The sequence below is a fragment of the Pantoea sp. C1E2 genome (assembly GCF_056491465.1).
This window is the reverse complement of the sequence record NZ_JBSZHT010000002.1, coordinates 3,609,049-3,628,292: the sequence shown is the minus strand read 5'-3', so window position 1 is coordinate 3,628,292 and position 19,244 is coordinate 3,609,049. Positions and strand designations below refer to the sequence as shown.

Here is a 19,244-nt window from a genome sequence, read left to right as displayed (position 1 = left end):
CGCCTTTGCGGATGTTCCCAAAAACATAAAAAGTTTTTGCGCCGCTGGGCACACAGCCAGCGGTAAAGGGTAAAGAAAGGGGTTTAAATGCGGATTTACGCACGCTGGATGGGAGCGCTGCTGCTGAGCATGCTGGCGCTGAATGCCTTTGCCGATAGCGATCGCGGCTGGCAGCCCATTAATGAAACGATTCGAAAAAGCGATCACGATCCGCGCAGTTATCAGGCCATCACGCTTAACAACGGTATGACGGTGTTGCTGGTGTCTGATAAGGAAGCACCGAAATCACTGGCCGCACTGACGTTGCCCATTGGCTCACTGGACGATCCCAATCAACAGCTTGGGCTGGCACACTACACCGAACATATGGTGTTGATGGGCTCAAAACGTTATCCGCAGCCGGATAACCTGGCCGAGTTTCTGAAAAAACACGGTGGCAGTCACAATGCCAGCACCGCGTCTTATCGTACCGCTTTCTATCTGGAAGTGGAGAATGATGCGCTGCAACCGGCGGTGGATCGCCTGGCCGATGCCATTGCTGAACCTTTACTCGATCCGGTCAATGCCGATCGTGAACGTCATGCGGTCAATGCAGAACTGACTATGGCGCGTTCGCGTGACGGGCTGCGTATGGCGCAGGTCGGGGCTGAGACCCTGAATCCCGCGCATCCGGCTTCCCGCTACTCGGGCGGCAACCTCGATACGCTGCGCGATAAGCCCGACAGCAATCTGCATCAGGCGCTGACCGATTTTTATCACAGCCACTATTCTGCCAATCTGATGAAAGCGGTGATTTACAGCAACAAATCGCTGCCGGAAATGGCCGACATTGCGGTCCAGACTTTTGGACGAGTGGCTAACCATCAGGCCATGGTGCCGAAAATCGAAGTGCCGGTGGTGACCGATGCACAAAAAGGCATCATCATTCACTATGTGCCCGCCCAGCCGCGTAAACAGCTTAAAGTTGAATTTCGCATCGCCAACAACAGCGACCAGTTCCGCAGCAAAACCGACACGTTAATCAGCTACATCCTGGGCAACCGCAGTAAAAACACCCTTAACGACTGGCTGCAAAAACAGGGACTGGCCGACGGCGTGAATGCGGGTGCTGACCCAATGACGGACCGCAACAGCGGCGTGTTTGCCATCACGGTCTCGCTAACTGACAAAGGTTTGGCTCAGCGTGATGAAGTGGTGGCGGCGATCTTTAGCTATCTCGATATGCTGCGTAATAAAGGCATTGATAAGGGCTATTTCGATGAGGTTTCGCATGTGCTGGCGCTGGATTTCCGCTATCCGTCGATCACCCGCGACATGGATTACATTGAATGGTTAGTGGATACCATGCTGCGCGTGCCGGTGGATCACACGCTGGATGCACCGTACCTCGCGGATAACTTCGATCCCGCGGCGATAAAATCTCGTCTGGATGAGATGACGCCGCAAAATGCCCGCATCTGGTACATCAGCCCGAATGAGCCGCACAACAAAGAAGCCTACTTTGTGAATGCGCCTTACCAGGTTGATAAGATCAGTGATGCGCAGTTCAGTGACTGGCAGCAGCGTGGCACACAGATTCAGCTGTCAATGCCGACGCTGAATCCGTATATCCCTTCCGATTTCTCCATCATCCCTGGCGATAGTAAAACCTATACGCATCCGGTGGAGCTGACCGGTGGCGACAGCATGCGTATTTACTGGATGCCGAGCCAGTTCTACGCCAGCGAACCTAAAGCCGCCATCACCCTGGCGCTGCGTAATAAAGCCGCCATCAATGATGCGCGTCAGCAGGTGCTATTTGGTCTGAATGATTATCTCTCCAGCGTGGCGCTGGATGAGTTGAACTCGCAAGCATCAGTGGGCGGCATCAGTTTCTCCACCGGTGAAGATGACGGCATCGTGTTCAGCGCCAGTGGTTTTACCCAGCGTCTGCCGGAACTGCTGAAAAAACTGGTTGAGGGCTACGCCAGCTTCCAACCGGATGCACAGCAACTGGAACAGGCAAAATCCTGGTATCTGGATCGACTGGAAGCGGCCGAGAAGGGCAAAGCTTTTGAGCAGGCTATTCAGCCGATGCAGATGTTATCGCAACTGCCATACACCCAGCGTGAAACACGTCGTAAGTTGGTGAAAGACCTGACGCTGAAAGACGTGACGGATTACCGTGATGCGCTATTGCGCAACGCCACGCCGGAAATGATGGTGGTGGGCAACCTCTCAGCCGATCGCGTAAAACAGCTGAGCACAGATTTGCAGCAGCAGTTGCACAGCGATGGTCACAGTTACTGGCACAGCGATTACGTGGTAATCGATAAAGCCATGAAGGCTAACCTGCAAACCGCAGGAAGCAGCACCGATTCTGCACTGGCAGCGCTGTACGTGCCACTGGGTTACGACGAGTATCAAAGCATGGCCAACAGCACCATGTTGAGCCAGATTGTCCAACCCTGGTTTTATAACCAACTGCGCACCCAGGAACAGCTGGGCTATGCGGTGTTCTCGTATCAGATGCCGATTGGCCGCCAGTGGGGAATTGGTTTCCTGCTGCAAAGTAACAGCAAGCAGCCGGCGTATCTGATGCAGCGCTTTGAGGCGTTTTATCCGCAGGCTGAGCAACGCCTGCGTGACATGAAGCCGGAAGATTTTGCCCAGTATCAGCAGGCGCTGATCAACGATTTAAAACAGCGCCCGCAAACCCTGGATGAAGAAGCGAATCGCTATAGCCGTGACTTCAACCGACAGAATTTTGCATTCGATACCCGCGAAAAGGCCATCGAGCAGATTCAGAAACTCACGCCGCAGGGCCTGGCCGATTTCTTCCATAAAGCGGTGCTGGAACAGCAGGGGATGGCGATGATTTCCCAGATTGGCGGCAGCCACGATGGCGCCACCAAAGATGATTACGCGCCTCTGCCTGGCTTCACGACCTGGGATCAGGTGGAGAAGCTACAGCAATCCCTGTCGGTTAAGAGCGACGCGCAATGAGTCTGATCCAGCCGCCAGAGCCGCTCAATCCGCTCACGTTGCCGTTGCGTGGAGAGCGGCTGATTGAGGCGTCTGCCGGAACCGGCAAAACCTTCACCATTGGTCTGCTTTATCTGCGGCTGTTATTGGGGCTGGGCGGGCAACATGCTTATACCCGGCCACTTTCAGTCGAAGAAATTCTGGTGGTGACCTTTACCGAGGCAGCCACCGCAGAGCTGCGCGGACGTATCCGCGCCAATATTCATGAGCTGCGGCTGGCCTGCATTCGAGGCACCAGCCGCAATCCCATGCTAAAGCAATTGCTACAGGAGATGCCGCATCCTGGTGAGGCGGCATCGCTGCTGCTGGCGGCAGAGCGGCAGATGGATGAAGCGGCGATCTTTACCATCCACGGCTTCTGTCAGCGCATGCTCAATCTCAACGCCTTTGAATCAGGCATGCTATTTGAACAGCAACTGATTGAAGATGAACATCAGTTGCTGCGTCAGGCGACCGCTGATTTTTGGCGTCGTCACTGTTATCCCCTCTCGCTGGACATCGCCCGCGTGATTGTCAGCGAGTGGAGTGGACCAGAGCAGTTGCTGGCCACCCTGCGGCCGTGGCTGCAGGGTGAATCCCCCAACCTGCGTTTGCCGCCCGCTGACGACGAAACACTGACGACGCGCCACAACGAAAACCTGGCGCGTATCAACGCGATCAAAGCCGAATGGTGCGCAGTGGGTGAAGAGGTGCTGACGCTGGTAGGTCAGTCCGACGTGGACAAACGTAGTTACAGCAGTAAAAACCTCCCGGTGTGGGTGAATAAGGTCAGTCTTTGGGCACAGAGTGAAACTCAGGATTATCAGGTTCCCGCAGAGCTGGCGCGTTTTGGTCAACAGGTGCTGGAGGAGAAAACCAAAAAAGGGAATCCTCCGCACCATGCTTTATTTGCGGCCATTGACTCGTTCCTGGCTCAGCCAATTTCACTGCGCGATTTGGTGATTGCACGCGCGCTGGTGGACGTTCGTGCTGCCGTGCGTAAAGAGAAACGCCAGCAGGCGCTGCTGGGTTTTGATGATCTCCTGAGCCGACTGGACGATGCCCTGCAGCAACCTGCTGGGGAAATGCTGGCGCAGGCAATTCGTCAGCGTTTCCCGGTGGCGTTAATCGATGAGTTCCAGGATACCGATCCGCAGCAATACCGAATTTTCCGCACGCTCTACGGCAATCAGCCTGACCATGCATTGCTGTTGATTGGCGATCCCAAGCAGGCGATCTACGCCTTTCGTGGCGCTGACATTTTTACCTATATCCGCGCGCGCAATGAAGTGAGTGCGCATTACACCCTCGATACCAACTGGCGCTCTTCGCCAGCGATGGTGGAGAGTGTCAATCAGCTGTTTAGTCGGCTTGATGCACCTTTTGTCTTTGATGCCATCCCTTTCTTGCCGGTGCACTTCGCTGAGCCGAATCAGACGTTGTCTCTCACCCTCGATCAGCAGGAGCAGGCGGCATTACGTTTCTGGCTGCTGCCGGGCGACGGGTGCAGCGTCGGCGATTATCAGCAGGCGTTAGCGCGACAGTGTGCGGCTGATATCAGCCACTGGTTACAGGCGGGTCAGCAACAGCGTGCGCTGCTGGGCAAAGCGACAGCACAACGCCCGGTACAGGCATCGGATATCACGGTGCTGGTGCGTAGCCGTAACGAAGCCAATCTGATCCGTGAAGCACTTAACCAGCTTGGCATTCCCTCGGTTTATTTATCGAACCGCGACAGCGTCTACACCACGCCAGAAGCGCGCGAGTTGCTGTGGTTATTGCAAGCGATACTGGCACCTGAGCAGGAGCGCATGCTGCGTACGGCACTGGCTACCTCGCTGTTTGCCTTTGATGCAGCACAGCTGGATGCTCTGGATCAGGATGCACGTGGCTGGGATGAGCTGGTAGACACCTTTGCCCGCTGGCAATTGTTGTGGCAGCAGCGAGGTGTATTACCGATGCTGCGCCAGCTGATTCAGGAACGCCAACTGGCGGAAAACCTGCTCGCCTCAGAAAATGGGGAACGCCGCCTGACCGATTTGCTGCATCTGGGTGAACTGATGCAGGAAGCGGCGGCGCAGCTCGACAGCCCGCACGCGCTGGTGCGCTATCTGGCGCAGCAGATTGCCAGCCCGGATAGCCAGTCGTCAAGCCAGCAGTTGCGTCTGGAAAGCGATCGCCATTTGGTGCAAATCGTCACCATCCACAAGTCCAAAGGGCTGCAATATCCACTGGTGTGGCTGCCGTTTGCCGCCGGATTCCGTGAGGCGGATACGGCGCTGTATCACGATCGTGACAACTTTGAGGCGGTGCTGGATCTGCAGGCCGATGACGCGAGTCTGGCGATGGCCGAGCAGGAGCGTTTAGCCGAAGATTTACGCCTGCTGTACGTGGCGCTCACTCGTTCGGTCTATCACTGCAGCGTAGGTGTGGCACCGCTGTTTCGCGGCACGCGCAAAAAAGAGGGCGAGAGCGATCTGCATAAAAGCGCGCTGGGCCATCTTCTGCAGCGCGGGGAACCGGCGACAGCGGAACAGCTGGCGGCTTTGCTCAATCAGGTCACTGTTGCGGGTACCGAAGTGATGCGCGTACAGGATCTGGATGCCGAACGCTGGCAGGCGCCTGATGCGCCTCATGACGCGCTGGCTGCCCGCACCGTGAGCCGCACGCTGGTCGAGCCCTGGCGTGTCACCAGCTACTCCGGTTTGCAGCAACACGGCAGCCAGCGGCTGCTGGATGTGATGCCGAGTTTTGACCTGGAAGCTGCGGGCGAAGAACAGCAGGAAGAGTTCGCTGAAGCCGCACTCACGCCGCACCATTTCCCGCGCGGTGCCGCGCCGGGAACTTTTCTGCATGAACTGTTCGAATCTCTCGATTTCCCTCAGCCCCCCACTGCGGCATTGCTGGAGCAACATCTGCAGCAGAATGGCTATCCATTGCACTGGCAGCCGATGCTGACGGATTGGATTGCGCGTGTGGTGAGCACGCCGCTCAACGATCAGGGGATACAGCTGGGTAAGGTTCAGGCCAGCGATCGACTGGTGGAGATGGGCTTCTATTTGCCGATTGACGGCTTACTGACCGCCAATGATCTGGATGCGCTGATCCGTCAGGATGCTTTATCGTCCGATGCGCCGCCGCTCGATTTCCGTCAGGTGCAGGGCATGCTAAAAGGCTTTATCGATTTGGTGTTCCGCTGGCAGGGCAAATATTACCTGCTGGATTACAAATCCAACTGGCTGGGCGACAACCATGAGGCTTATACGCCAGCGGCGATGAAACAGGCGATGATCGACCACCGCTATGATCTGCAATATCAGCTCTACACGCTGGCGTTGCATCGCTATCTGCAACATCGCCTGACAGATTATGATTACGAGCAGCACTTCGGTGGCGTGTTTTATCTGTTCCTGCGTGGCATGGATGGCACTTCACCGGCCAACGGCGTGTTCCACACACGGCCAACTCTCGAATTTGTTTCACAACTGGATAGCCTGTTTCGCGGGCAGGGAGCCTCGGCATGAGTGGCATTACAGCGCTACTACAACAGGCGGTTGAGCTGCGTTTGCTGCGCTCACTGGATGTTCAGTTCGCCCTGTTGCTGGCGGATGACACACAGCCGGCGCGCCTCCTTGCAGCTGCTTTTCTCAGCGCGGAAGCGGGTGAAGGGCACGTCTGTTTACCGCTGTCACAGCTGAGCCGTGAAGGGTTATTCAATGGCCGCTATCCTGAACTGGCGCAGGCTATCTGGCTGGCGGCGGGTGAACCGCAGGACTGGATGCAGGTGATGGCTGGCTGGCCTGCTCTGATTAACAGCAACAGCAGCGAGAAGGTTGCACCGATAGTTCTTAGCGATGGGCGTCTTTATCTGCATCGTCTCTGGCACAATGAAGGGCAGGTGGCACATTTCTTTCAGGCGCAGTCTGCAACTCAGCAGTTTGCCAGTGAAACAGTGCGCGAAGTGCTGGATAACCTGTTTGGTACTGAACCCGATGACTGGCAAAAAATCGCGGCGGCGGTGTCGCTAACGCAGAAAACAGCAGTCATTTCCGGCGGTCCAGGCACCGGGAAAACCACCACCGTGGCAAAACTATTGGCGGCATTGATTCGCCTGAGTCATGGCACGCTGCGCATTCAGCTGGCAGCCCCGACCGGCAAAGCGGCGGCGCGTTTAACCGAATCGCTCGGCAAGGCGCTACAAAAACTGCCGGTCAGCGACATTGAACGCCAGCGTTTCCCGGCGGAGGCCACCACGCTGCACCGTTTGCTCGGTGCACAGCCAGAAACCCAGCGCCTGCGCTATCACGCCGGTAACTTACTGCACCTGGATGTGCTGGTGGTGGATGAAGCCTCAATGGTCGATCTCGGCATGATGGCCAACCTGATCGCCGCACTGCCACCCCAGGCGCGCGTGATTTTCCTTGGTGACCGCGATCAGCTGGCCTCAGTAGAAGCCGGTGCGGTACTGGGTGATATTTGCCGCTGTGCGGAAGCGGGATACAGCGTCGCGCGTGCAGCACAGTTGAGTGCATTAACCGGTTGCCATGTTGAAGGCCATGATGATGCCAGCGCGCCTGCCGTGCGCGATGCCATTTGCTTACTGCGCAAGAGTTACCGCTTCGATGCAAACTCGGGCATCGGCAAGCTGGCGGCTGCGGTCAATGCAGGCGAGCCAAAGGCAGTCGAAGCGGCATTTAACGCGGGCTTTAGTGATATTTCTCGCCAGTCACTCAATGATGGCGAGGCATATCAGGCGATGCTGAGTGAGATCGCGGAGGGCTATCGTCCGTTTCTGCGGCTGGTGAACCAGCGTGCGCAGCCCGCAGATATCCTTCACGCATTTGGGCGTTATCAGTTGCTGTGCGCTCTGCGCGAAGGGCCGTTTGGCGTGCAGGGATTAAATCAGCGTATTGAGCAAAAACTGATTCAGATGCAGCTGATTCGTCGTCCGCAGGGCGGCAGCCGCTGGTATCAGGGCCGCCCGGTGATGGTGACACGCAATGACAGCGCGCTCGGGCTGTTTAACGGCGATATCGGCATTACCTTGTTTGATGACGAAGGGCTGCTGAAAGTTTTCTTCCCGTTGCCAGATGGCAGCATCAAAGCCGTACAGCCGAGTCGGCTACCGGCACATGATACGGCATGGGCGATGACGGTGCATAAATCGCAGGGATCGGAGTTCGATCATACGGCGCTGGTAATGCCGGCACAGTTTTTACCGGTGCTTACCCGCGAACTGATTTACACCGCCATTACGCGAGCGCGAAAACAATTAACCCTGTACAGCGATGAAGGCGTTTTTCGCCGTGCGGTGCAATTACGCACGCAGCGCCGCAGTGGATTGCTGGATCGGTTGGGCGGGGAAGTCATTCTGAGCGAGAGTTGAGGTCGGTAAAGAAACCGACCTCAGGTCAATGCAGATGTTTTATTGGATGCGCATGGATGCGCATCCTAACAACGTTATCAGTCAAATACGTTGGGCAATTCCAGGCCATTTAGCGCGGCCTGACATTCGCTGCTCTTCTGCCGCATTCACCGCCGTTAGCGCAAATCCGCCATCAGCACTTTAGAACGGCGCTGATAGTTATACATCTGCTTCTTACTCTCCGGCAGTGACTCAATATCCACCGGCGTAAAGCCACGTTCCTGGAACCAGTGAATGCTGCGGGTGGTCAGTACGAACAGCTTCTTCAGCCCCATCTGGCGAGCCTGCAGTGCCACACGCTCTAGCAGCAGTTCACCGCGCGAGGAACTGCGATAATCGGGATGTACTGCCACGCAAGCCATCTCACCAATCTGCTCATCCGGGAAAGGATAGAGGGCTGCACAGGCGATGGTCAGGCTATCACGCTGAATAATGGTGAATTTGTCGATCTCCATTTCCAGCTGCTCACGTGAACGACGCACCAGAATGCCTTGCTGCTCCAGCGGGCGAATCAGTTCGAGAATGCCGCCAATATCGTTGATGGTGGCGCGACGAATCTGCTCAGCGGACTCCATCACAATCTGCGTACCAATACCGTCGCGTGAGAACAGCTCCTGAATCAGTGCGCCATCTTCCTGATAGCTGATCAGGTGGCTACGACGCACGCCGCTGCGGCAGGCTTTCACCGCACCACGCAGGAAACGCACCGTGCCCGACAGGAAATCGCCGTCGTTTTCCATCTCATCGATACGCGTCTGCGCTTCGTTGGGGAACAGCTCAGAGATAATGGTGCCTTCGCGGTTGGTGACACCCTGTTCGGAGCAGAAGCCAATCATTTTCTCGGCTTTCAGCTTGATCGCCAACTGCGTGGCCACTTCTTCTGACGTCAGGTTAAAACTTTCACCGGTCACCGACACCGCGACCGGGCCGAGCAGCACAATGGCATCATTATCCAGCTGACGATGGATCGCTTCTTCATCTATGCGACGAATACGGCCGCTGTGGCAGTAGTCCACACCATCATCGACGCCCAGCGGTTGGGCAATAATAAAGTTACCGCTCACTACGTTGATGTGCGCGCCCTGCAGAGGGGTGTTATTCAGGCTCATCGACAGACGTGCGGTGATATCCAGCTGCAAACGTCCGGCGGCCTGCTTCACCAGTTCCAGTGATTGGGCATCGGTAACGCGCGTATGTTTATGGTAAATCGGTTCCAGCTGTTGCTGGGCCATGCTGGCATCGATCTGCGGACGGGCGCCGTAAACAACCACCAGGCGAATGCCAAGACTATGCAACAATCCGATGTCATTAACGATGCTGGAGAAGTTCTCATGCTCGATGGCTTCACCGCCCAGCATGATGACAAAGGTCTTGTCACGGTGGGCATTTATATAGGGAACGGTATGGCGAAAACCCTGAACCAGTTCAGTACTACGTTCCTTCACGGCAAACCCTCTGTGAATGTTTATTCGTAATTTGTGTATTTTTATGCTCTTTTGGCCGCTATTGCAAGCGCCGGGCCTGACGTTACTTTACGATTTTCCTGATGCAACCCTCGCTAACAGCCTGCATTATCTGGTTTTTCTGGCAAAACACGATACGGCTTGCTAAGCAAAGTTTTCGCCTTCCACTCGTCGATTGACGATATTTTAGACATTACACAGCAGTTGGAGCGGCATGTCCGAAGCTTTTACACGACGACGATTATTACAGGGTGCGGGCGCGTTAGTCCTCCTGAGCGTAACGCGAACCGGACTGGCAGCCAGCCAGCACATTGTGGCGGTGCGCATCTGGCCCTCATCGACCTACTCCCGCGTCACCCTGGAGTCGAATGTTCCCCTCAAATATAAACAGTTCGCCCTGAGCAACCCCGACCGCCTGGTGATCGACATTGAGAACCTGCATATCAATCCGGTCCTGAAAGGGGTGGATAAGCAAGTACGCGTTGACGATCCCTTTATTAAAAATGCGCGTGTTGGCCAGTTTGATGCCAACACGGTGCGCGTGGTGCTGGAACTGAAGCGCAACGTCGCGCCGAAGATCTTCACACTGGCACCTGTGGCGGGCATCAAACATCGCTTAGTGGTCGATCTCTATCCGAGCCAGCCCTCGCGGGAAGAGGATCCGCTACTGGCGTTACTGAACGATTACAACCAGGGCGACCTGGAGCGCGATCAACCGGCGCAAGCCCCTTTACCGGGTAAAGCGGGGCGCGATCGTCCAATCATCATCATGATCGATCCCGGCCACGGCGGCGAAGATCCCGGCGCACATGGCAAATACAAAACGCGCGAAAAAGACATTGTGTTGAAGATTGGCCGCTACCTGAAGGCGCTGATCGACAAAGAGCGCAACATGAAAGCCTATATGACGCGCAACGAGGATGTGTTTATCCCGCTGCGCGTGCGGGTGGCAAAAGCGCGTAAGCAGCGCGCCGATCTGTTTGTCTCGATTCACGCCGATGCCTTTACCAGCCGTGCGGCGCGCGGTTCGTCGGTGTTTGCGCTCTCGACTAGCGGCGCTACCTCGACCGCAGCTCGCTTCCTGGCGCAGACTCAGAACGAATCGGATTTGATTGGAGGCGTCAGCATGAGCGGCGACCGCTATCTGGATCACACCATGTTCGATATGGTGCAGCGGCAGACCATCAGCGACAGCCTGAAATTTGGCAAAGAAGTGTTATCGCGCATGGGCCACATCAATCACCTGCATAAACGCACGGTGGACCAGGCGGGTTTTGCGGTGCTAAAAGCCCCGGATATTCCATCGATTCTGGTGGAAACGGCGTTTATCAGTAATGTGGAGGAGGAGCGTAAGCTGCGCACGCCGCGTTATCAGCATCAGGTGGCTGAGGCGATTCTGCATGGGATTAAAGCGTATTTCGATAAGGGGGCGGTGCTGGCGCGTCGCTAAGAGGAGGGCGGCCACAGTGCCGCTTTTTTTTACTGGAGGCCAAAAACAAAAAAACACCCGTTAAGGTGCTTATCTGTAATTGGTTGCGGGGGCCGGATTCGAACCGACGACCTTCGGGTTATGAGCCCGACGAGCTACCAGGCTGCTCCACCCCGCGTCCGTCTGCCGCATTAAGCGACTTTTCACATTGTATTCTTCTTAAGACAATTGGTTGCGGGGGCCGGATTCGAACCGACGACCTTCGGGTTATGAGCCCGACGAGCTACCAGGCTGCTCCACCCCGCGTCCGTCTGACGCGTTACACGACTTTCAAATTGTCTCTTCACTTAAGAAGAATTGGTTGCGGGGGCCGGATTCGAACCGACGACCTTCGGGTTATGAGCCCGACGAGCTACCAGGCTGCTCCACCCCGCGTCCGTGGATGCGCACTATACTCTGGACGCGCGGCGATGCAACCCCTTTTTGTGTTAAAGCCTTAAATTTACAGCCAGTTGGTGAATAATAGTGCCATTGGGCGATTAATTGTACAGATGTGAGCGCGGTAGCCCGAGGCGGATTTCATTCTCTCTGCCCCTTTGCTATCGTCGCGGTGCAAACAACCGAGAAAAAGAGAAAGTGATGAAAGGATATTGGGCGAAGTATGCACTTACTGGCGCGTTTCTCGCGCTGTTAGCGGGTTGTAGTTCGAAACCGACTGACCGAGGTCAGCAATATATAGATGGCAAGCTGGAGCAACCGCTCGGGCTGGTCAATGAACCGAATGCTAAAGGGCGTCCCGTTAACGGCCGCGATTTTGGCGTGCAGGTGCAACAGATTCAGGGTGCATCATCCGGGTTGTATAGCCGCAACACCGGGACTTACAGCGCCATCCAGAACTGGCTACTCTCCGGTGCCGATACTCGTCAGCTGAGTCAGTTCGGCCTTAACGCTTATCAGATGGAAGGCACCGATAATTACGGTAACGTGCAGTTTACCGGCTATTACACACCCGTGGTGGAAGCTCGCTATACCCGCCAGGGCGAGTTCCAGTATCCGATTTACCGCATGCCGCCGCGTACGCGCGGTCAGAAACTGCCGAGCCGTGCTTCTATATATAGTGGCGGACTCGACGATCGTTACGTGATTGCCTGGAGCAACTCGTTGATCGACAACTTTATGATGGACGTGCAGGGCAGCGGCTACGTTGATTTCGGGGACGGCCGCCCGATGCGCTTCTTTGGTTACGGCGGCAAGAATGGCTGGGCCTACCACAGTATCGGTAAAGAACTGATCGATCGTGGCGAAGTGAAGCGCGAAGATATGTCGATGCAGGCGATCCGTCAGTGGGCGCAGGAGCATTCGCCGGAGCAGGTACGTAATGTACTGGAAACCAATCAATCCTTCGTGTTCTTTAAGCCAGAAGAGTATGTGCCGGTGCGCGGTGCCAGCGCGGTGCCTTTGATTGCCAAAGCGTCTGTCGCATCCGACCGTTCATTGATTCCCGCAGGTACGGCGCTGTTAGCCGAAGTGCCGCAGTTGAACGAGAAGGGCAAATTTAACGGCAAGTATGAGATGCGCCTGATGGTGGCACTGGATGTGGGTGGGGCAATTAAAGGCCAGCACTTCGACATCTATCAAGGTGTGGGGCCCGATGCCGCGCACCTGGCCGGATTCTATAACCACTATGGCCGTGTTTGGGTGTTGAAAGCCGCGCCGGGTGCTGGGCAGCCGCTGTTCAGCAATCCGCAAAATGGCAATAATGGTTCACTGATTATTGGGGCGAATTGATATTCTTCCCTGCGGTAAATCAGCCGGATGATTCAGCTGATTTGTCATGGGTCGCCAGTCATCGCGATCCAATACGTCCATCACTGTTTCTGTAGGGTGCGCATTTATGCGCACCGCATCAAAAGGTTTGATATGAAAGTAGTCAGCGATGCCTGGCGGCAACGTTTTGGCGGTACGGCACGTCTGTATGGGGAAGAGGCACTGCAACGTTTTGCCGACGCCCATTTTTGTGTGATTGGTATTGGCGGCGTCGGTTCGTGGTCCGCTGAAGCGTTAGCGCGCACCGGAATTGGCAAAATCACGCTGATCGATATGGACGACGTTTGCATTACCAATACCAATCGCCAGATCCATGCCCTGCAAGGCAAAGTGGGACAGGCGAAAACAGAGGTGATGGCGGAGCGTATTCGCGCTATCAATCCGGAGTGCGAAGTGATCTGCATTGATGATTTCATCACGCCGGATAACACCGCTGAAATGCTGTCAGCCGGTTTTCATTACGTGATTGATGCGATTGACAGTGTGCGTCCTAAAGCGGCGCTGATTGCGTGGTGTCGTCGTAACAAGATCCCGCTGATCACCACCGGCGGTGCGGGCGGGCAAATCGATCCGACACAGATTCAGGTCAGCGATTTAGCCAAAACCATTCAGGATCCGCTGGCGGCAAAACTGCGTGAGCGCTTGAAAGGCGACTTTGGTGTGGTGAAGAACAGCAAAGGCAAGTTAGGAATTGATTGCGTGTTTTCCACCGAGGCGCTGGTGTATCCGCAGCTGGATGGCAGTGTTTGTACGTCCAAAAGCACCGCTGAAGGCCCGAAACGTATGGATTGTGCGGCGGGCTTCGGGGCGGCCACCATGGTGACCGCCACCTTCGGGTTTATCGCGGTGTCGCATGCATTGAAGAAATTCCTCGCGCGTGCGGCGCGTCAGGCTGTTTGATGCGCCTGTGCCGCACGTTGCACTGCATCCGCCAACGCTTTTAAGCCACTGCTGCGTGAGGCGCTAAGCTGCGCACGCAGGCCTAAGGTATCAAACAACGCCAGCGGATCTTGTGCTAACAGATCGGCTGGCGTTTTGCTTTCCACCGCCGTCAGCAGCACTGCCAGCAAACCGCGCACGATGCGGCCTTCGCTGTCACCGTAAAAGTGCAGCGTGCCATTTGGCAGCAGCTGGCTGCTCAGCCAGACACGATTCTCGCAACCGCTCAGCTCGATCTCTGCCGTCTTCACCTCATCTTCCAGAGCAGGCAGCAGGCGGCTGAGTTGGATCAGCTGGCGATAACGATCCTCCCACTGATGAAAATGAGTAAATTTTTCGGTCAGGCTGGCTTCAGTAATCACATCGCCAAACGGATGCGGGCCGATCAGGGTGGTCATAGGGTTATTCACTCAACAGGTCTACGGCATGATGCATGGCGCGCACCAGCGCATCCACGTCCTGCAAATTATTATAGGGGGCGAACGACACACGCAAGGTGCCGCTGACACCCAGTGCCGCCATTAATGGCTGGGCACAATGCTGTCCGGCGCGCAGTGCGATGTCTTGTTCTGCCAGCAGCGTGACAATATCGCTGTGGTGAATACCCGCGATATCAAACGCCAGCAGACTGGCATTGCCACAACGAAAACTGCGGAAGCCGGGAATCTCACCTAATTGCTCTTCGGCCAGACTGGCGAGCTGCTGGCTCCACATCTCGGCTTTTTCTGCGTGATGATGTGATAGCCACTCCAGCGCGGCGCTCAGGCCCACCACGCCCGCAACATTAGGCGTGCCGGCTTCAAATCGCCACGGCACTGCCTGCTGCGTGAAGCCATCAAAGTCGACGTGCGATAACATCTTGCCGCCGCCTTGCCACGCATCCATCTCTTCCAGCAGCCCGGCTTTGCCATACAGCGCGCCGATGCCCATCGGGCCATACAGCTTGTGCGCGGAGAAGGCGTAGAAGTCGATGTCCAGCGCCTGAACATTGGGAGGCGCATGCACCACACCTTGTGCGCCATCTACCATTACCTTTGCGCCAACATGGTGTGCCAGTGCAATCGCCTGCGCCAGATCCGGGCAGCCGCCGGTGACATTCGACATCTGCCCAATTGCGAGCAACTTAGTGCGTGCGTTGAGTAAATCAGGCAGTAAACGCATATCTGGCAAACGATCCGCGCCAATCGGCCATTTCACCACTTTCGCACCTGCGGCTTTCGCCACCATCAACCACGGCACCAGATTGGCGTGATGCTCGGCTTCGCTCACCACGATTTCATCGCCGGGTTGTAGGCGCGGAGCCAGCCAGCTGTTAGCCACCAGATTGATGGCTTCTGTGGTTCCACGCGTCCAGACAATCTGACGGTCATCGCCGGCATGAAGCCATCCAGCAACCCGGCCACGCGCCTGCTCATACTGCTCCGTCAGCGCGCGTGCCGCTTTGAACTGGCTGCGATGCACGGTTCCTGCACTCAAGCTGTAAAACTGCGCCGTAGCATCAACCACCGCCTGAGGCTTCAGCGTAGTGGCTGCGCTATCGAGATATACGCCCGCATCGCTTAACGCAGGAAACTGCGCACGGAAGGCAGTTGGGGAGAAGATGGTCATACGAAACCCACTGTATTCAATTTTAGGACCAGGCTGAAACCCGGCCGGTTGGCTGGCAAAGCTGGAAAAGCGCGTTATGCTAATTATTGCAAGGTTTGAACCGAAACCCGCATAACGAATCGACCTTAACCAGTCGATTTCACTTTTTGCTGCCTCTGGTCAGCGTTGCGGGTGGTTTAATGCAATCAATCTGCAAGGAGATAGAAGATGAAAAAACTCGCCGCAGTGCTGGCCGTGTGTACCATGGCCTTTACCCTGGCTGCTTGTTCCAGCAATTATGTCATGCATACCAATGATGGTCGCACCATTGTAGCGGACGGGAAACCGAAAGTTGACGATGAAACCGGTATGATCAGCTATAAAGATGCCAATGGCAACGAGCAGCAGATCAATCGCACGGATGTGAAAGAGATGGTTGAGATGGGTCAGTAAGCAGCAAGCAAAAAAAAGCACCGCAATTTGCGGTGCTACTTAAAATCACTTGGACAGACAGGGTAAATCTACAGGAATTAAAAGCTTGATCTGCAATCGTCAGATCAAAATGCAAACACAACATCACGACCACAAGCCAAAAGCTCTCCAAAAGTCTGCGATCTCTCGCACGTTTCCAGAAATCTTTTCGTTCCGGCTCAGGAAGTGCGGCAACTATAGGTATTTGCTGGAGCTTCCTCAACGGACAAATTATAATGTCTCGGATTAAAATAACTAATACGTAACGACCTTGTATAAGTTGGACTGTTACCTTGTGAATCCGCAGATGGAAAACCATGTCAAAACGCCTTCCACCGCTTAATGCTTTACGCGTCTTCGATGCTGCAGCCCGCCATTTAAGCTTTACTAAAGCCGCTGAAGAGCTGTTTGTCACCCAGGCAGCTGTTAGCCACCAGATTAAATCTCTGGAAGATTTCCTCGGTCTTAAGCTATTTCGACGGAGGAATCGTTCGCTTTTACTGACAGAAGAAGGTCAAAGCTACTATCTGGATATCAAAGAGATCTTCTCTGCTATCAACGATGCAACGCGTAAACTTCAGGCGCGCAGCGCGAAGGGCGCTTTAACCGTCAGCCTGCTGCCCAGTTTTGCCATTCAGTGGCTGGTGCCACGTCTATCCAGCTTTAATATGGCTTATCCGGGCATTGATGTGCGCATCCAGGCGGTCGACCGTGATGAAGAGAAACTGGCCGATGATGTCGACGTGGCGATTTTTTATGGTCGCGGCAACTGGCCAGGTTTGCGCGTTGAGAAACTGTACGCCGAATATTTGCTGCCGGTCTGCTCGCCAATGTGCCTGACTGGCGACCATCCGCTCAAGACACCAGCCGATCTGGCGCACTTTACGCTGCTGCATGATGCCTCGCGCCGCGACTGGCAATCCTATATTCGTCAATTAGGATTGCAGCACATTAATGTGCAGCAGGGGCCGATTTTCAGCCACAGCGCGATGGTGCTGCAGGCGGCGATTCACGGACAGGGCGTGGCGCTGGCCAATAATGTGATGGCGCAGAGTGAAATTGAAGCCGGACGGCTGGTCTGTCCATTTAATGACGTGTTAGTCAGTAAAAACGCTTTTTATCTGGTTTGTCATGACAGCCAGGCAGAACTGGGTAAAATAGCCGCCTTTCGTCAGTGGATCCTGGAAAAAGCCGCAGCTGAACAAGAAAAATTCCGCTTTCGCTACGATCACTAATGCGTTGAATGCTGCACAGTGATGTGCAGTTTCATCTTGAGGAAGAAAGAATGTCCAGTCGTGCCATGTTTGTGTTTGCCGCCATTAGCGGATTCCTGCTGGTGGCATTTGGTGCTTTTGGAGCACATGTGCTGAGCAAATCGCTCGGCCCGGCCGAAATGGCGTGGATCCATACCGGTCTGGAATATCAGGCCTATCACACATTGGCGGTGATTGGTCTGGGTGCGGCGATGCTGCGTCGCGCCAATATCTGGTTTTACTGGAGCAGCGCCGCGCTGGCGCTTGGCACCGTGTTGTTCAGTGGCAGCCTATATTGCTTAGCGCTGTCGCACTTAAAGTTTTGGGTTTTTGTTACGCCAGTAGGAGGATTGTTCTTCCTGATTGGCTGGTTCTTGATGTTGATTGGCGCATTGCGTCTTAAACGAAAGGCGGATCGCCATGAATAAAGTTTTGCTCTATTGCCGTCCTGGCTTCGAGAAAGAGTGCGCGGCAGAAATCAGTGCCAAAGCCGCAGAGCGTGAGGTTTACGGTTTTGCGCGCGTTAAAGATGATTCCGGCTACGTGCTTTATGAGTGCTATCAGCAGGAAGATGCTGAAAAGCTGATTCAAACGCTGCCGTTTGCCGAGCTGATCTTTGCACGTCAGATGCTGGTGGTGGGCGAACTGCTGCGCGACTTGCCGCCAGAAGATCGTATTACCCCGATTGTCGGCATGTTAACCGGTGTGGTGGAGAAGGGCGGTGAGCTGCGTGTTGAAGTGCCGGATACCAATGAAGCGAAAGAACTGACCAAGTTCTGCCGTAAGTTAACCGTGCCGCTGCGCGCCAACCTGCGTGAGAGCAAAATCCTGCTCAACTACGAATCACCGAAACGTCCGGTGGTGCATGTGTTCTTTATTGCACCGGGTACCTGCTATGTCGGTTACTCGCTGCCAGAGAATAACTCACCGTTCTATATGGGTATCCCGCGCCTCAAGTTCCCGTCGGATGCGCCAAGCCGCTCAACGCTGAAGCTGGAAGAGGCGTTTCACGTCTTCATCCCGGCTGACGAATGGGATGAGCGCTTGGGCAGCGGCATGTATGCCGTGGATCTGGGAGCCTGCCCCGGCGGCTGGACCTATCAACTGGTGAAACGCAGCATGTGGGTGTTCGCCGTAGATAACGGTCCGATGGCGCCAAGCCTGATGGACACCGGGCAAGTCACGCACTGTCGTGAAGACGGTTTCAAATACCGCCCGTCGCGCAGTAACATCAGTTGGCTGGTGTGTGACATGGTGGAAAAACCGGTGCGTGTGGCCAGTTTGATGACGGAGTGGCTGGTTAACGGCTGGTGCCGTGAAGCGATCTTCAACCTCAAGCTGCCGATGAAAAAGCGTTATGAAGAGGTTACGCAAAATCTGGCCATGATCGATGAGGCGTTGAAAGAAAAGGGCATCAATGCTCAGATCCAGGCACGCCAGCTGTATCACGACCGGGAAGAGATTACCGTGCATGTGCGCCGGCTTTGGGCGGCTGTGGGCGGCCGTCGCGACGAACGCTAAATTTCCCGTCATACTTCGCGCCACAGGTGCGTTGGCTACGTTTATACGCCCCAGTCACATACTGATGTATGCTCCTGGGGACTTAATAAACTTGCCGCCTTCCTGTGACACGAATTATTTAGGGAAATTCTGCGCACTATTATAATTCTTCCTGATCTTCCGTCATACTTTGCGCCACTGATGCGTTGGCTGCACTTGCCGCCTTGCTGTAGCACAAATTATTTCGCAGGATGCATTTCCCGTCATACTTCGCGCCACAGGTGCGTTGGCTACGTTTATACGCCCCAGTCACATACTGATGTATGCTCCTGGGGACTTAATAAACT

General features: G+C 55.2%; 13 protein-coding genes and 3 tRNA genes. 10 read left to right on the top strand and 6 right to left on the bottom strand.

Annotated elements, in window-relative coordinates:
* Positions 1 to 87: 87 nt before the first annotated feature.
* From ptrA to recD, 3 genes are read left to right on the top strand one after another with little or no spacing between them, the layout of a single operon-like run.
* Positions 88 to 2,985: a pitrilysin gene (ptrA, locus tag ACXI0A_RS17330; protein WP_476147519.1), complete on the top strand. Its 2,898-nt coding sequence runs from the start codon at positions 88 to 90 to the stop codon at positions 2,983 to 2,985.
* The gene (gene recB, locus ACXI0A_RS17325; protein ID WP_476147521.1) at positions 2,982 to 6,527 is read left to right on the top strand and encodes an exodeoxyribonuclease V subunit beta; all 3,546 of its coding nucleotides are present in this window, start codon (positions 2,982 to 2,984) and stop codon (positions 6,525 to 6,527) included. The genes ptrA and recB overlap by 4 nt, the downstream gene beginning before the upstream one ends.
* Complete coding sequence (recD, locus tag ACXI0A_RS17320; RefSeq protein ID WP_476147522.1) at positions 6,524 to 8,389, top strand: exodeoxyribonuclease V subunit alpha; 1,866 nt, start codon at positions 6,524 to 6,526, stop codon at positions 8,387 to 8,389. The genes recB and recD overlap by 4 nt, the downstream gene beginning before the upstream one ends.
* A gap of 155 nt (positions 8,390 to 8,544) precedes the next feature.
* Here recD and argA read toward each other — a convergent pair whose 3' ends face one another.
* Complete coding sequence (argA, locus tag ACXI0A_RS17315) at positions 8,545 to 9,873, bottom strand: amino-acid N-acetyltransferase (protein WP_224933420.1); 1,329 nt, start codon at positions 9,871 to 9,873, stop codon at positions 8,545 to 8,547.
* A 232-nt stretch (positions 9,874 to 10,105) separates the two neighbouring features.
* Here argA and amiC point away from each other — a divergent pair, with 232 nt between their 5' ends.
* Positions 10,106 to 11,341, top strand: a complete 1,236-nt coding sequence (gene amiC, locus ACXI0A_RS17310; RefSeq protein ID WP_476147525.1) for an N-acetylmuramoyl-L-alanine amidase AmiC — start codon at positions 10,106 to 10,108, stop codon at positions 11,339 to 11,341.
* Between the two features lie 80 nt (positions 11,342 to 11,421).
* Here amiC and ACXI0A_RS17305 read toward each other — a convergent pair.
* The 3 genes from ACXI0A_RS17305 to ACXI0A_RS17295 all read right to left on the bottom strand — a co-directional run bounded on the left by ACXI0A_RS17305 (position 11,422) and on the right by ACXI0A_RS17295 (position 11,755).
* Positions 11,422 to 11,498 (bottom strand) — tRNA-Met (locus ACXI0A_RS17305).
* A gap of 51 nt (positions 11,499 to 11,549) precedes the next feature.
* Positions 11,550 to 11,626, bottom strand: a tRNA-Met gene (locus tag ACXI0A_RS17300).
* A gap of 52 nt (positions 11,627 to 11,678) precedes the next feature.
* Positions 11,679 to 11,755 (bottom strand) — tRNA-Met (locus ACXI0A_RS17295).
* Between the two features lie 204 nt (positions 11,756 to 11,959).
* Here ACXI0A_RS17295 and mltA point away from each other — a divergent pair.
* Both mltA and tcdA read left to right on the top strand, forming a co-directional pair.
* The gene (gene mltA, locus ACXI0A_RS17290) at positions 11,960 to 13,108 is read left to right on the top strand and encodes a murein transglycosylase A (RefSeq protein ID WP_224933418.1); all 1,149 of its coding nucleotides are present in this window, start codon (positions 11,960 to 11,962) and stop codon (positions 13,106 to 13,108) included.
* A 132-nt stretch (positions 13,109 to 13,240) separates the two neighbouring features.
* Positions 13,241 to 14,047, top strand: coding sequence for a tRNA cyclic N6-threonylcarbamoyladenosine(37) synthase TcdA (gene tcdA / locus ACXI0A_RS17285; protein ID WP_476147526.1), 807 nt, complete (start codon positions 13,241 to 13,243; stop codon positions 14,045 to 14,047).
* On the opposite strand, the gene csdE is transcribed toward tcdA, so the two are convergent.
* Entirely contained in the window at positions 14,035 to 14,484 is a 450-nt protein-coding gene (gene csdE / locus ACXI0A_RS17280; RefSeq protein WP_476147527.1) for a cysteine desulfurase sulfur acceptor subunit CsdE, read from the bottom strand. The two genes, tcdA and csdE, sit on opposite strands and share 13 nt — an antisense overlap.
* Positions 14,485 to 14,488: 4 nt before the next feature.
* Positions 14,489 to 15,694 (bottom strand): cysteine desulfurase CsdA, encoded by a 1,206-nt coding sequence (csdA, locus tag ACXI0A_RS17275; RefSeq protein WP_476147529.1) that lies wholly within the window; start codon positions 15,692 to 15,694, stop codon positions 14,489 to 14,491.
* A gap of 207 nt (positions 15,695 to 15,901) precedes the next feature.
* Here csdA and ACXI0A_RS17270 point away from each other — a divergent pair, with 207 nt between their 5' ends.
* The 4 genes from ACXI0A_RS17270 to rlmM all read left to right on the top strand — a co-directional run bounded on the left by ACXI0A_RS17270 (position 15,902) and on the right by rlmM (position 18,918).
* Positions 15,902 to 16,126 carry a YgdI/YgdR family lipoprotein gene (locus ACXI0A_RS17270; protein ID WP_034823084.1) on the top strand — a complete coding sequence of 75 codons (225 nt, stop codon included), beginning with the start codon at positions 15,902 to 15,904 and terminating at the stop codon, positions 16,124 to 16,126.
* 335 nt (positions 16,127 to 16,461) lie between these two features.
* Entirely contained in the window at positions 16,462 to 17,379 is a 918-nt protein-coding gene (locus tag ACXI0A_RS17265) for a transcriptional regulator GcvA (RefSeq protein ID WP_476147531.1), read from the top strand.
* Positions 17,380 to 17,429: 50 nt separating this feature from the next.
* Complete coding sequence (locus ACXI0A_RS17260; protein ID WP_034823080.1) at positions 17,430 to 17,825, top strand: DUF423 domain-containing protein; 396 nt, start codon at positions 17,430 to 17,432, stop codon at positions 17,823 to 17,825.
* Entirely contained in the window at positions 17,818 to 18,918 is a 1,101-nt protein-coding gene (gene rlmM, locus ACXI0A_RS17255; RefSeq protein ID WP_476147533.1) for a 23S rRNA (cytidine(2498)-2'-O)-methyltransferase RlmM, read from the top strand. The genes ACXI0A_RS17260 and rlmM overlap by 8 nt, the downstream gene beginning before the upstream one ends.
* The last annotated feature ends 326 nt before the right edge of the window (positions 18,919 to 19,244 follow it).